The sequence below is a fragment of the Syntrophotalea acetylenivorans genome, from assembly GCF_001887775.1.
Classification (GTDB): Bacteria; Desulfobacterota; Desulfuromonadia; order Desulfuromonadales; family Syntrophotaleaceae; genus Syntrophotalea_A; species Syntrophotalea_A acetylenivorans.
Genome location: NZ_CP015519.1, coordinates 569,819 through 583,652, shown reverse-complemented (window position 1 = coordinate 583,652; position 13,834 = coordinate 569,819). Strand labels below are relative to the sequence as shown.

Sequence of the window (13,834 nt, the reverse complement as noted above, 5' to 3'; positions counted from 1 at the left end):
TCCTTTCTAGATACGGACAAATTTACGCAATGAAAGAACACTGCCAATGACCCCAAGAGTGGTTCCAGTGGCAACCAACAATAATTGTTGTTGCCAGGAGAGAAAAACGACTTGCCCGCCTCCGGCACCCAACAAAAGGGATGTCAGTCCGCGCTGCAAAAACATTTGAAACAGCGCAAAAGAACCACCAAGCGCTATCAGCGAACCGATCGTGCCGTGAAATGCCCCTTCTAGCAAAAAAGGCGTTTTTATAAACAAGGATGTAGCCCCGACCAAAGACATGATCTCAAGCTCGTCACGGCGGGCATAGAGGGTGAGTTTGATGGTATTGGAAACAATGAAAAGGGCCGCAAAAAGCAAAAAGGCACCAAGCACATAACCGCCAAAGCGCAGCGTATCGAGGAAAGCTTCAAAACGGTCCAACCAATCCTGACCATAACTAAAATCCGAAAAGTCGGGGTTTTGCTTAAGTCGTGAGACAACAGCTTCGGCGGCCTGGCGATTACGATGATCAACCTTCAGTGAAATTTCGAGCGACGCAGGAAGAATTTCAGAATCGAATCCTTCCAGAAGATCTGAATCGGGTCCTAGGCGCGAACTAAATCGACGGAAAGCCTCATCGCGATCCACATAAGTGACCTTGGCCACTTCCGGCATACTCAAAAGTAGTTTTCGCCAATCGGCAAGTCGGGTCGGTTGCGGTTCATTATCCAGGTATGCGACAACATGGATTTCTTCGCTCCAATGGGATGCAACAGATTGAACGTTGATCACAATCAAAGCGAAAAAAGCAAGAACGGTCAAAGCGACAGCCACGGTACCGATGGCGGCAGTACAAAGTATGGGACTTTGTTTAATATTCCGAAAAACGCGGCGTATCAAATAAATTGTTCGGTCCAACACGGTTCACCCCCCAACCTTGCGAAAACGGCAACCAAGTAAAATTAGAGGAAAAATGAGACCATGTAAAGCAACAGCCTTAAGGTGTGTAGTCATCAACCAGTTGTCCATTCTCCAATGCAATCACGCGACGGGGAAAGCGACGAATCATCTCGCGGTTATGGGTGGCAAGCAAAACGGTGGTACCGCGGGCGTTCGCTCCCTTGAATAAATCGACAATCCCTAAAGTCACCTCAAAATCGAGATTTCCCGTAGGTTCGTCCGCTAATAAAATAAGCGGATCAATAACCAGAGCCCTGGCTATGGCTACCCGCTGCTGTTCACCGCCTGAGAGCTGCAAAGGATACTTATGAAGCTTCCCATGCAGCCCCACATGTTTAAGCGTTTGGTAGACCTTATTGCTTATTTCGTAGCGCTTTTTTCCCTGGACTTCCAACGGAAAAGCGACATTTTCAAAGAGTGTACGGTTTTCGAGCAGTTTAAAATCCTGAAACACAATACCCGTGCGCCGACGCAGGAGCGGAATATGGCCGGTTCCAATCCGGGTGATGTTTTGACCGTTAACCAGGATCTGACCCCGATTCGGCTTTTCGGCACAATACAGGAGTTTAAGCAGGGTAGATTTACCGGCACCGGATGGCCCCGTGATATACACAAAGTCCCCTTTGGGGATCTTCAGGTTCAGATTATGAAGAGCAGCAGAAGAGTCTTTTTGATAAGATTTACAAACGTTGTAAAGCTGAATCATACCCGACTACCTTTTTTAAATAATATGAGCGTGCGTTGAAGACAAATAGATTTAAGAAAATGGTCAGCGAAAGAACCGGGCCATTCAATGAAATGATGTACCACGTTTTCTCATGGAAGGTAAAGAGGAGCTGCAAGAAATTTCTTGCCGGGGAAAACGTCTCTAAAAACCTTTGTTTTCGCGAAGGAAAATAAAAAAAGGCAACCCTATTACAGGTTGCCTTTTTTAAAATGGCGGGGCTGACGGGACTCGAACCCGCGACCTCCGGCGTGACAGGCCGGCGTTGTAACCGACTCTACTACAGCCCCGCATATACAGAATTTTGGTGGGCGAAACAGGGCTCGAACCTGTGACCCTCGGCTTGTAAGGCCGATGCTCTCCCAACTGAGCTATTCGCCCGGAACTAAATGGCGGGGCTGACGGGACTCGAACCCGCGACCTCCGGCGTGACAGGCCGGCGTTGTAACCGACTCTACTACAGCCCCGCAAAGAAACGAATGGGAAACAACGAATAGTCAAAGCGAAGAAGTCTTACAAAATAGACTATTTCGGTTTCCCATTTATAACCAGAGCAACATGGCTACTCTGAATATTTTTTTTCTTAGTTGACTGCGTCCTTCAGACCCTTACCCGCTTTGAACTTGGGGGTCTTAGAAGCGGCAATCTCAATCTTCTTGCCTGTCTGGGGATTTTGGCCAATGCGTGCGGCACGCTCACCGACGCTGAAAGTGCCGAAACCAACCAAAGCAACTTTGTCTCCAGCCTGCAGAGCTTCAGTTACAACGTCGATAAAGGCCTTAAGAGCTTTTTCGGAATCGGCTTTGCTAACACCAGCTTTATCTGCCATAGCATTTACGAGATCGGCTTTAGTCACAGTCATACCTCCACTTGGATGAGATTTTATAAGCCCCGCGAAAACTCAGTTCTTATATCAGAATTTCAAAAACAGTGTCAAGAATTTATTTACAGAAGAATGCATTCTAATTCTAGTGACGGATTTCACCTTTGGTTGAAAGGGGTCCATCATCTTGATTTTTGGAAGGGGGTAATGGTGCCACCACCTTGAGAGCTTCTTCCACCACCTGGTCCATATGGCCTACAGGGATGACCTGCAAGGCTTTAAGGATGGCCTCGGGGACTTCCTCTAATTGCTTTTCGTTATCTTGAGGGATCAGTACGGTGTGAATATCAGCTCGTTTAGCGGCCAGGAGTTTCTCCTTGAGCCCTCCAATGGGCAACACCCTGCCCCTCAGGGTGATCTCGCCAGTCATGGCGATATCGCGATCTACAGGCCTCCCTGTGAGCGCAGAGGCCAGGGCAATGGCCATGGTAATGCCTGCCGATGGGCCATCTTTAGGTATGGCGCCCTCCGGAACATGAATATGGATTTCCATCATCTGATAGAAGTCTTTTTCGATCCCAAGTTCGCGCCAACGAGAACGAACATAGGTTAGAGCAGCCTTGGCAGATTCCTGCATGACATCACCAAGCTTGCCAGTAACGGTAAGTTTGCCCTGTCCGGGCAATACAGCTACTTCGATATTGAGAAGCTCTCCACCGACCTCAGTCCAAGCCAGACCAGTGGCAAGACCAACACAGCTTTCCTCCTCTTTGATTCCATATTCAAACCGTGTAACGCCGAGCAATTCTTTGATTTGCCCTTTATCGATCAGGAAATGCTGTTTCTTGTCCTGTGATTTTACCAACCTTCGAGCTAATTTCCGGGAAATATTTGCTATCTCCCGCTCGAGGTTACGCACCCCGGCTTCACGGGTGTATCGACGGATAATTTCATAAATTGCCGGATCTTTAAATTCGACTTGCTCAGTCTTGAATCCGTGAATTTCCAATTGCTTGGGGACAAGGTATGACTTAGCAATATTCAGCTTTTCATCTTCCGTATAGCCTTCAATTCGAATAATTTCCATCCGGTCAAGCAAAGGCTTGGAAATGCCGTGCAGACTGTTAGCTGTCGCGACAAAAAGAACATCTGAAAGGTCGTAATCGACCTCTAGATAATGATCTCCAAAGGTGCTGTTTTGCTCCGAATCAAGGACTTCAAGAAGCGCCGAGGAAGGGTCCCCACGAAAATCGCTATTAACCTTATCTATCTCATCCAGAAGAATTACAGGATTTTTCACACAGACTTTGCGAAGAGCCTGAAGAACCTTCCCTGGCATGGCACCGATATAGGTACGGCGATGTCCTCTGATTTCGGCTTCGTCGCGCATGCCCCCCAAAGAAATGCGAGCAAATTTTCGGCCCAAAGAGCGCGCAATAGACCTTCCCAGCGAAGTTTTACCCACCCCGGGAGGACCGACCAGACAAAGGATCGGCCCCTTGATCTTCTTCACCAAAGCTTGTACGGCAAGATATTCCAGTATTCTTTCTTTGACCTTTTCAAGGCCATGATGATCCGATTCCAAAATACGTTCGGCGTGATCGAGGTCGCGGCGGTCCCGGGTTCCTTTTTTCCAAGGCAACTCAACCAACCAATCGATATAGTTTCGTATAACAGTGGCCTCGGCGGAAGTAGGCGACATCATTTTCAGTTTGCGCAATTCTCCGAGGGCCTTATCCTGCCCCTCTTTAGACATACGCCGACCGCGAATAGCGTCTTCTAGTTCCTGTATTTCATTGGTAAACTCATCGTGTTCGCCAAGTTCCTTTTGAATGGCACGCATCTGCTCGTTTAGGTAATACTCCTTCTGGCTGCGCTCCATTTGGCCTTTGACTCGCGAACGAATCGTTTTTTCGATTTGCAGAATCTCAACTTCCCGACTGATAAGGACCGCGATATCCTCGAGACGTTTATAAGGGTCTGTCTCAGCAAGAAGCTCCTGCTTTTCTTCAATGCGCACACTGAGATGGGCGATTATCGTATCGCTAAGGCGGCCGGGATCGGCCGACGAGGAGACTGATGCGGCAACCTCTGCAGGCACCTTCTTTCCAAGGTTGACATAAACCTCAAAAAGATCGTTAACACTGCGTATTAAGGCCTCAAGTTCAGGCGTAGCAGAGACAACCTGTTCTTCTTCAAGAGCATCAACTTCAGCCAGGTAGCAATCTTCTTCATAGAGCACATTGGCTATCGAAGCACGTTGTTTCCCTTCCATCAAAACCTTAACAGTGCCATCGGGCAGTTTAAGCAACTGCACGATTTGCGCTATGGTTCCATGGGAGTATAGATCGTCCGCTTTAGGTTCATCAATCTGGGGATCGATCTGGGTCGCCAAAAAGATTCGTTTTTCGCCATCCATAGCCATTTCCAAAGCAAGAATCGACTTGGCTCTGGCCACGAACAGCGGAGTTACCGTATAAGGAAAAATGACAATATCGCGCAAAGGCAGAAGCGGTAACACGCTTCTGCCTTTGCCTTGTTCCAATGTATTCATAATATGATCAGTAATCACTAGTAGTTATAAAACCCCTTATCAGGCCGACTCAGCGCAATCATAGAGAACGATCGGCTTAGCTTTATGCAGCACAACATCTTCATTGATAACGACTTCCTTGACCCGGTCCTGGGACGGGATATCGTACATGACATCCAACATGGAATTTTCAAGAATAGAACGCAGCCCACGAGCACCGGTCTTACGCTTTAGAGCTTGAGAAGCTACCGCGACCAGAGCACCGTCGGTGAACTTGAGCTTAACCTTTTCCATCTCAAAAAGCTTCTGATACTGCTTTACCAATGCGTTCTTGGGTTCCTGGAGAATCTGCACAAGGGCTTCCTCGTCAAGTTCTTCAAGGGTCGCTATTACCGGAAGCCGGCCAATAAACTCTGGGATCAGACCGAATTTAATTAGATCCATCGGTTCAACCTGAGCCAACAGTTCGCCGAGATCGACCTCTTTCGTCTGCTTCACCTCGGCACCGAAGCCCATACCTTTGGAGCCTGAGCGTCTGGAAATAATTGTTTCCAGACCGGTAAAAGCCCCACCACAGATAAACAGAATATTACTCGTGTCGACTTTGAGAAATTCCTGCTGCGGATGCTTGCGGCCTCCCTTGGGCGGCACACTGGCCTGAGTACCTTCGATGATTTTGAGTAAAGCTTGCTGGACACCTTCCCCGGAAACATCACGAGTAATCGAAGGGGATTCAGATTTACGAGCCACCTTATCAATTTCATCGATGTAGATGATGCCGCGCTGGGCCTTTTCAAGATCGTAATCTGCGGACTGCAGAAGAGCGAGAATAATATTCTCAACATCCTCACCGACATAACCGGCCTCGGTAAGGTTGGTTGCATCGGCAATGGCAAAGGGCACATTGAGCAATTTAGCCAGGGTCTGGGCCAGCAAAGTCTTACCACTACCCGTCGGACCCAAGAGAAGAATATTACTTTTTTGTACCTCTACATCACCGTGAGACGCCGCACCGTACTCTATGCGCTTATAATGATTGTAAACAGCTACGGAAAGGACCTTTTTGGCCATCTCCTGCCCGATTACATATTCATCGAGGATGTCTTTGATTTCAGCGGGGCGCGGCAAACTTCCTGCCTCGCTGGTCGAAGTATCCTCAAGCTTGGCCTCTTCTGCGATGATATCCTTGCACAATTCTATACATTCATCACAGATGTAAACAGCGGGCCCGGCAATGAGTTTTTTGACATCATCCTGCCCTTTCCCGCAAAAGGAGCAGGTAAGATACCCGGATTTTTCGTCGTTATTACTCACAAAGCGCCTCCAAACCTAATATCAGGACTTTCTCTCTATTGTTCCGTCTACGATACCATATTTTTTTGCCGCTTCGCTACCCATGAAAAAATCGCGTTCGGTATCGGCAGCAATGGTCTCGAGACTTTGCCCGGTATGATGGGCAAGAACTTGATTGAGATTATCCCTTAGACGCAAAATTTCTTGCGCATGAATACTGATATCGCTTGCTTGCCCCTGAAATCCACCAAGAGGCTGATGAATCATGATCCGGGCATTAGGCAGGGCAAAGCGTTTTTCCGCCTGACCAGCAGCCAGCAAAACAGCCCCCATACTGGCAGCCTGACCAACACAAATGGTCGACACAGGGGCCTTGAGGTATTGCATGGTGTCATAAATCGCCATGCCCGCAGTTACCACTCCACCTGGAGAATTGATATAGAGGTGGATGTCCTTATCAGGGTCTTCCGATTCAAGAAACAATAACTGAGCAATGATCAGATTCGCCAGATGGTCGTCTATAGCCCCACCGAGAAAGATAATCCGATCCTTTAGCAGTCTCGAGTAGATGTCGTAAGCCCGTTCGCCCCGACCTGTCTGCTCTACCACCATGGGTATGAGACTCATGGAGTTACTCCTTATCGTTGCCCTGATCGGCTTCGGCCGCAATCGACTCTTCAACCATTTCGATATTCGCCTTGCCGGTCAGGTAGTGGATGACCTTTTCTTCAGCAAGTTGCGCCACCAGGCCGCGCCGCTTGGATTCATCGGAATAGAAGTTCATTACCATTTCTTTACTGGCGTTGTGCTTTTCGGCAATTTCCTCGAGTTTTTCTTCGATCTCGGTTTCTTCAACCTTAATCGATTCCTGCAGAGCAATAGCCTCCAGCAGTAAGTTGCCCTTAACTTGCTTAACGGCAATCTCTTGATAAACCTCCTTGAAGGAATCCGGGGTCATTCCCATGGCTTCGAGGCTCATACCCTGGGATTGCATCCGATTACTGAGATTTTCCAACATGTAATCGAGCTGGCTCTTAACCATACTCTCAGGTACTTCAAGAGGATTGCGCTCGATAAGCAGGTCAACAAGCTGATCCCGAAATTCCTGCTCAATACGAGAACGCTCCTGTGACTCATGGGCTTCCTTAACCCGAGCACGCAGGTCGTCAAGAGACGCCAACCCCATCTGGGCAGCAAACTCATCATTCAGTTCCGGGAGAACCTTTTCTTTAATCTCTTTTATTTTTACCTTAAAGGTCGCATCCTGGCCAGCCAGGTCTTTTTTGCCGTAATCAAGGGGGAACGTGACAGCGATCTCCCCTTCTTCCCCTACTTTCATCCCAACAAGCTGGTCTTCAAAACCGGGGATGAATGTATTGGAACCCAAATCGAGAGAATGATCTTGTGCCGCACCGTTTTCAAATGGGACACCATTAATGAATCCTTCGAAGTCGATAAGGACAGTATCTCCGGATTGGGCTTCATCCCGATCGGTGGTTTCAAGCTGGGCACTCCCAAGGCGCATCTCTTCGAGGCGGGCACCAACCAGTGTCTCATCCTCCTTGAAAGTTTCCTTCTTAAGTGGGAGCTCAAGATAATCTTTGGCTTCAACCTCGGGCTGAACTTCAACCTGTGCTTTAAAGGTGTAGGGCTTGCCCTTCTCCAAAACACCACCGTCGGTAATCTCCGGGCCGGACACAGCCAGGATCTTTTCATCCTTAAGCGCCTTGAAGTAGCTGTCACTGACCAGACGTTCCAATACCTGAGATTCAATGCTGGCGGCATAATGACGCTCTAGTACCGCGCGAGGCACCTTACCCTGCCGAAAACCTTTGACCTTGGCGGTTTTGGCAAGCTCCTTATAGGCCGAATCAATTTCTTCATCAACCCGGCCAGCAGGCACCTCAAAGGAAAGTTGTTTCTTTACGCTGCTAATATCGTCAACCTTCACATTCATTACTAACTACCTCACAGGATAAATGGATAAATGTTTAGCGGCCTGGACGCCTTGAAGGCATAGGCCAACCATATAGATAAAGCTCTGGTAAAACGTAAATTCAAACAGAAGACTTGGTGCGAGAGGGGGGACTCGAACCCCCACGGTTTAACCCGCTGGATCCTAAATCCAGTGCGTCTGCCAATTCCGCCACTCTCGCATCAGGTAAGAATATAGGTTTTTCAATCAATCCTCAAATTGGGAAGGAACTTGTTTTGCTGCCAAGGAACAAAACTGATAGAAATAACGCCGACTGAAAAACAAAAAGCCCGTCATTGACGATCCAACCGCTAATCTCTCGATAGCGGCCCGCGGATCACCGGGAGACGGGCAGTCGTTGTAAAATGGGGTGAGTGAAGGGGATCGAACCCTCGACAACTGGAGCCACAATCCAGTGCTCTACCGACTGAGCTACACCCACCGTAAAAGCTGCGGCAGTCTACAAAACTACCCGACCGCTTGTCAACCAAAATATGTCTGAATAGAGAATGTGGCACGCCAGCCAGGACTCGAACCTGGGACTCTCGGCTTAGAAGGCCGATGCTCTATCCAGCTGAGCTACTGGCGCATGAGCCGACTCTCTACACTTAACTTGTATGGCGAAACGGTTGCTACTTGCTTACCTCAAAACCGATGACTGATAACGGGCAATTCATTCAGCCAACAGGTGTTAAAAAAGTGGTCGGGGCGAGAGGATTCGAACCTCCGACATCCTGGTCCCAAACCAGGCGCGCTACCAGGCTGCGCTACGCCCCGAAAAACGAATTTCTAACATGCAACATAGAAAAAGGCAACTTCTTTTTCGATAGATGCACGAGCTGTTTTTTAAGATTTAGAAATCACAGCAGATAAGGCCTTGCAGACAGGGCCATCTGCCGGTAAACACGACAAACCTCTATCAAAAAAAGAACATCCGAGAATTCAGCCCCTCTCCCTGTCGGCCACAATGAAAACAGCGCAGCAAATCAAGCCAGGCCTGGAATTACTCGAAACAAAAAGACCCCGAGACAAGGTCCCAAGGTCTTGAAATAGTGGAGCGGGAAACGAGATTCGAACTCGCGACTTCAACCTTGGCAAGGTTGCACTCTACCACTGAGTTACTCCCGCTCAATCATTTTTATTGTCCCGCGCTGTAACCGCGGTCTAACTTTATCAAATATTTTATAAAGGCCTCAGGACTTTGTCCTGAGGCCTTGAATTCATGGAGCGGGAAACGAGATTCGAACTCGCGACTTCAACCTTGGCAAGGTTGCACTCTACCACTGAGTTACTCCCGCTCAATTGTTTAACCACTCGCCGTTGCGAGCGGGCCTATTAATAGCAAAAGGCATTTTCCAAGTCAACTAAAATTTCGAACTTTATCTTCATTATTTCCTTAACGATTAATGACCCTGAAAAACTTGACCAGGTAGTCGATACCCGACCAGAGGGTCAAGGCCAATGCCAGATAGAAATAGACTAAACCGATGCGGTGCATAGAAACATGCAACCACTCATAGCGCATGCCGAAAAACCAGTAATAGTCATAATGCAGCAACAGTCCGATGATGGCGACCATTTGCAAAATGGTCTTATACTTACCCAGATTGCTTGCGGCGATAACTATCCCTTCAGTTGCGGCAATCGAACGAAGGCCTGTGATGATAATCTCACGAGCAAGAATCACAAAAACTGCCCAGGCCGGAACTCTCCCAAGAGGGATAAGCATAATCAATGCAGCCATGACTATCAACTTGTCTGCCAGGGGATCGAGAAATTTCCCCAAGACAGTAACTACTTGCCACTTTCGTGCAAGATAACCATCAAGCCAATCAGTAATGGCTGCTAGAGAAAAAATCAGCGCTGCACCAAAGGAACTGCCCCTTCCATCGAAAAAAAGAAATGAGACAAGCAGGGGAATACACGCTATACGCCCTAGAGTAAGCAGGTTTGGCAGGTTCAAAGACCCTGTACGGCAATCCATAAAAGACTTTCTTAACTAACGATAGAATTGCAGGTATTTTTTTACCTGCTGTATATAGTTCTGTGTTTCGGCAAAAGGCGGAACACCGCCATAGCGGCGCACATTACCCGGCCCGGCATTGTATGCTGCCAAGGCCAATTCCAGGTTACCGCCAAACTGATCAAGCATCTGCCGCAGATAACGACTGCCACCACGAATATTGTCCGCCGCATTGAAGGGATCCTGTACTTGCATCTCCCGTGCAGTGGAAGGAATCAGTTGCATGATCCCTTGAGCTCCTTTGGCCGATACCGCCTTAGGATTATAATTACTTTCAACCTTGATGACTGCTTTTATCAACGCTTCGTCCAGGTCAAAGGCCTTGGCCGATCGAGCAATTTGATCATTCAAAGTCCCGCTGCCGGCCTCGGGCCGAGGAGATTCCTTTAAATAAAACCTGAATTTGTTTCCTGTCGGGGTATTCGTAAAATGGACCACTCCATCAGAGTCCACATATTTATATATGTCGCACCAACCTGCGACAGAAGAAGTACAGACCACCATCGCAGAAAACACACCGGCAATTAAAACAAGCTTAATTACTTTCATAGAACTATCCAAAAACGAAATTTTCAGCAAATATATATTGAAAGCCTCAGTATTACAACAGATTTACCAAAGGCAAAATTCTTGACAATATGGAACTGGGCCTAGATAATAAATCCCTCGAAGCAGCAAGTAATCGGCCATAGACTCTTTTGTCAGTGGCTTTTTTGCTACTTCGATTTAATTTATATCGCCTTTTTACGTTTTTTCTTTAATCGACGAGGCTTTTCCTTTGAAGATTACGTCAGACTTTTTGGTCATCGGCACCGGCATTGCTGGGATTTCTTATGCATTGAAAGTCGCCGAGCGAGGCACCGTTGCCCTTGTAACTAAAAGAGAGATGTCCGAGACTGCCACCAATTTGGCCCAAGGCGGTATCGCCTCAGTCATTTCGACAGAAGATTCTTTTGCCTCCCACTTCAAGGACACCATGATAGCGGGGGCGAATCTTTGCTGCGAAGATGTTGTGCAACTGGTTGTTGAAAGCGGCCCCAAAGCCATTCATGACCTGATCAACTGGGGTGTAAAGTTCACCAAAAAAGATGACGACACCTATGACCTGACTCGTGAAGGCGGGCATAGTAAACGGCGCATTTTGCATGCTAAAGATATCACCGGCCGAGAAATCGAACGTGCCCTGGTGTCTGCGGCCCGCAATCACCCCAATATCACAATTTACGAACATCATATTGCCGTCGATCTAATTACTGACACAAAAACCACTGGCCGCAAGGAGTATCCAAGCCATTGTATAGGTGCCTATGTCCTGGACATCGAAGGCCGGGAGGTCATACCTTTTGGCGCCAGAGTCACCGTACTGGCCACAGGTGGTGCCGGCAAGGTTTTTCTTTATACCACCAACCCTGACGTGGCTACGGGGGACGGCGTGGCAATGGCCTATCGTGCCGGTGCGACCATTGCCGATATGGAATTCATGCAATTCCATCCCACCACCCTCTACCATCCCAACGCCAAATCTTTTTTAATTTCAGAATCTGTCCGCGGAGAGGGAGCTGTCCTGCGCCGTCGTGACGGCACCGCCTTTATGGAAGCATACCACCCGCTCAAGGACCTGGCTCCGCGGGATGTCGTGGCAAGGGCCATCGACAACGAGATGAAAGTGCATGGCGACGACAGCGTTTTCCTTGATATCACCCATCGTGATGCCGACTACATTCGCAACCGCTTCCCCAACATATATGAAACCTGTCTCAAATTCGATATCGACATGACTCGCGACCCGATCCCTGTAGTACCCGCCGCCCACTATCTCTGCGGTGGTGTCAAGGTCGACATATGGGGGGAATCGGACCTGCAGAATCTTTTTGCCATTGGCGAGGTCGCTTTTACCGGTCTGCACGGCAGCAATCGCTTGGCCAGCAACAGCCTGCTTGAAGGCGTGGTTTTTGCCGACCGAGTGGCACAACGTTCTCTCGAACGCCTGGAGGAAACTGCCACACCCTACCCCACGGTTCCGCCATGGGACTATGGACAGGCGACAGACAGTGACGAAGAAGTTGTCGTGGCCCACAACTGGGACGAAATCCGTCGCTGCATGTGGAATTACGTCGGTATCGTGCGTTCCGATCGTCGCCTGGCCCGGGCATTGCGCCGGATGGAAATGATTCAGCAAGAAATTGCCGAATACTACTGGGACTTTTACCCCACATCCGATCTTATTGAATTACGCAATATCACTACTGTGGCAAAATTAATTGTTCGCTGTGCCATGCAACGCAAAGAAAGTCGTGGGTTGCATTTCAACATAGACTATCCAGAGACTGACGACCTTAACTGGAAACGGGATACGACCATTCGTATCGCCTTCTAACACGCTAACAGTTGGAGTATATATTGGATATCGATAGCATTCGTAAACAAATCGATCAACTGGATGATCAGTTACTGGAAATATTCAACAAACGAGCAGCCCTTGCTTTGCAGATCGGTGAAATCAAAAAAGAGCAAGACCTGGCCGTGTACGATCCCAGCCGGGAGAAACGCATCTTTACCCGCATGCAAAAGATCAATAATGGACCCTTGGACAACAGCGCAATCGTCCGGTTGTTTGAAAGAGTGATTGATGAATCAAGGAGCCTTGAGCGCCTCTTGACGAAAGGAAAATAAGGCCATGTTGGTTGTAATGAAAAAATCTGCTTCGGATGAGGACTTGCGACAGCTGAAACAACACCTCATCGATCTCGATTTCGACTTTCATCAGTCGACCGGTATTGACCGGATCATTCTCGGAATTATCGGCGAAACCAGTCATTTCGATGTTGCAAAGCTACGTTCACTACCCGGAGTGCTTGAAGTGTTCAAGATTCCTGATGAGTAGCAGGGTTAATCCAAAAAAAAGGGAGGCTTGCCAGATGGCAGCCTCCCTTTTTTTGAATCTGTCGGTCACATCAATTATTGTCACCAACCACCTGACTTTTGGTGAAGATAGCCCGCAATGCTAAACCTTGGGCCTCTACCGCTTCACGACCCCCCTCTTCACGGTCCACAAGGGAAATGATACCTACGACTTCCAGACCCTCTTCCCTCGCACGCTCAACAGCCTTCAGTGCCGACCCGCCGGTAGTCAAAACGTCCTCGACAATCACCACACGGGCCCCGGGGGCCAGATTTTTCCGCCCTTCAAGCCACTGGCCGGTGCCGTGGCCCTTGGGCTCTTTGCGAATAATAAAAGCGGGGATTGGATCACCAGCCAACGAACTTGTCATGGACAAGGCAGTGGCAATGGGATCGGCACCCATGGTCAGCCCACCCACACCATCGATGGGACCGGGGAAATGTTTTAATTCGTCAAAAAAAGCTTTCCCCACCAGCACCGCTCCTCGAGGATGTAAGGTGGTCTGCTTACCGTCAAAATAAAAAGTGCTTTTGCGCCCCGAAGCCAGAGTGACTTCCCTCTCTTCATAAGACACTTGACGCACAATTTGCTTTAGTTCATCACGTTCGGTTGTCAAACC

13 protein-coding genes and 9 tRNA genes are annotated in these 13,834 nt (G+C 48.5%); 3 read left to right on the top strand and 19 right to left on the bottom strand.

What is annotated here, in order from left to right; genetic code table 11:
• Positions 1-6: 6 nt before the first annotated feature.
• The 18 genes from ftsX to A7E78_RS02650 form a co-directional block, all read right to left on the bottom strand.
• Positions 7-903: a permease-like cell division protein FtsX gene (ftsX, locus tag A7E78_RS02735; RefSeq protein ID WP_072282807.1), complete on the bottom strand. Its 897-nt coding sequence runs from the start codon at positions 901-903 to the stop codon at positions 7-9.
• 76 nt (positions 904-979) lie between these two features.
• Entirely contained in the window at positions 980-1,648 is a 669-nt protein-coding gene (gene ftsE, locus A7E78_RS02730; RefSeq protein WP_072282806.1) for a cell division ATP-binding protein FtsE, read from the bottom strand.
• 231 nt (positions 1,649-1,879) lie between these two features.
• Positions 1,880-1,956: transfer RNA gene (locus tag A7E78_RS02725), tRNA-Asp, on the bottom strand.
• A 15-nt stretch (positions 1,957-1,971) separates the two neighbouring features.
• A tRNA-Val gene (locus A7E78_RS02720) sits at positions 1,972-2,047 on the bottom strand.
• Between the two features lie 9 nt (positions 2,048-2,056).
• Positions 2,057-2,133, bottom strand: a tRNA-Asp gene (locus A7E78_RS02715).
• A 116-nt stretch (positions 2,134-2,249) separates the two neighbouring features.
• Positions 2,250-2,522 (bottom strand): HU family DNA-binding protein, encoded by a 273-nt coding sequence (locus A7E78_RS02710; RefSeq protein WP_072285014.1) that lies wholly within the window; start codon positions 2,520-2,522, stop codon positions 2,250-2,252.
• Between the two features lie 112 nt (positions 2,523-2,634).
• Positions 2,635-5,043 carry an endopeptidase La gene (gene lon, locus A7E78_RS02705; protein WP_072282805.1) on the bottom strand — a complete coding sequence of 803 codons (2,409 nt, stop codon included), beginning with the start codon at positions 5,041-5,043 and terminating at the stop codon, positions 2,635-2,637.
• Between the two features lie 39 nt (positions 5,044-5,082).
• Positions 5,083-6,336: an ATP-dependent Clp protease ATP-binding subunit ClpX gene (gene clpX / locus A7E78_RS02700; RefSeq protein ID WP_072282804.1), complete on the bottom strand. Its 1,254-nt coding sequence runs from the start codon at positions 6,334-6,336 to the stop codon at positions 5,083-5,085.
• Between the two features lie 21 nt (positions 6,337-6,357).
• The gene (gene clpP / locus A7E78_RS02695; protein ID WP_072282803.1) at positions 6,358-6,942 is read right to left on the bottom strand and encodes an ATP-dependent Clp endopeptidase proteolytic subunit ClpP; all 585 of its coding nucleotides are present in this window, start codon (positions 6,940-6,942) and stop codon (positions 6,358-6,360) included.
• A 4-nt stretch (positions 6,943-6,946) separates the two neighbouring features.
• A complete protein-coding gene (gene tig / locus A7E78_RS02690) occupies positions 6,947-8,272 on the bottom strand; it encodes a trigger factor (RefSeq protein WP_072282802.1) in 1,326 nt (441 codons plus the stop codon).
• Positions 8,273-8,386: 114 nt separating this feature from the next.
• Positions 8,387-8,471: transfer RNA gene (locus A7E78_RS02685), tRNA-Leu, on the bottom strand.
• Between the two features lie 185 nt (positions 8,472-8,656).
• Positions 8,657-8,732 (bottom strand) — tRNA-His (locus A7E78_RS02680).
• Between the two features lie 70 nt (positions 8,733-8,802).
• Positions 8,803-8,879, bottom strand: a tRNA-Arg gene (locus A7E78_RS02675).
• A gap of 111 nt (positions 8,880-8,990) precedes the next feature.
• Positions 8,991-9,067 (bottom strand) — tRNA-Pro (locus A7E78_RS02670).
• A gap of 276 nt (positions 9,068-9,343) precedes the next feature.
• Positions 9,344-9,418 (bottom strand) — tRNA-Gly (locus tag A7E78_RS02665).
• Positions 9,419-9,513: 95 nt separating this feature from the next.
• A tRNA-Gly gene (locus A7E78_RS02660) sits at positions 9,514-9,588 on the bottom strand.
• A gap of 98 nt (positions 9,589-9,686) precedes the next feature.
• A complete protein-coding gene (gene pgsA / locus A7E78_RS02655; RefSeq protein WP_072282801.1) occupies positions 9,687-10,274 on the bottom strand; it encodes a CDP-diacylglycerol--glycerol-3-phosphate 3-phosphatidyltransferase in 588 nt (195 codons plus the stop codon).
• A 15-nt stretch (positions 10,275-10,289) separates the two neighbouring features.
• Positions 10,290-10,892 carry a lytic transglycosylase domain-containing protein gene (locus tag A7E78_RS02650; RefSeq protein ID WP_235606785.1) on the bottom strand — a complete coding sequence of 201 codons (603 nt, stop codon included), beginning with the start codon at positions 10,890-10,892 and terminating at the stop codon, positions 10,290-10,292.
• A 199-nt stretch (positions 10,893-11,091) separates the two neighbouring features.
• Between A7E78_RS02650 and nadB the strand changes: the two genes are divergently transcribed.
• The 3 genes from nadB to A7E78_RS02635 are packed head-to-tail and all read left to right on the top strand — an operon-like array spanning position 11,092 to position 13,197.
• Entirely contained in the window at positions 11,092-12,690 is a 1,599-nt protein-coding gene (gene nadB / locus A7E78_RS02645) for an L-aspartate oxidase (protein WP_072282799.1), read from the top strand.
• A gap of 23 nt (positions 12,691-12,713) precedes the next feature.
• A complete protein-coding gene (gene pheA / locus A7E78_RS02640) occupies positions 12,714-12,986 on the top strand; it encodes a chorismate mutase (RefSeq protein WP_072282798.1) in 273 nt (90 codons plus the stop codon).
• A gap of 4 nt (positions 12,987-12,990) precedes the next feature.
• Complete coding sequence (locus A7E78_RS02635; protein ID WP_072282797.1) at positions 12,991-13,197, top strand: hypothetical protein; 207 nt, start codon at positions 12,991-12,993, stop codon at positions 13,195-13,197.
• A 70-nt stretch (positions 13,198-13,267) separates the two neighbouring features.
• Here the strand turns inward: A7E78_RS02635 and pyrE are convergent, their stop codons facing one another.
• Complete coding sequence (gene pyrE, locus A7E78_RS02630; protein WP_072282796.1) at positions 13,268-13,831, bottom strand: orotate phosphoribosyltransferase; 564 nt, start codon at positions 13,829-13,831, stop codon at positions 13,268-13,270.
• Between the last annotated feature and the right edge of the window lie 3 nt (positions 13,832-13,834).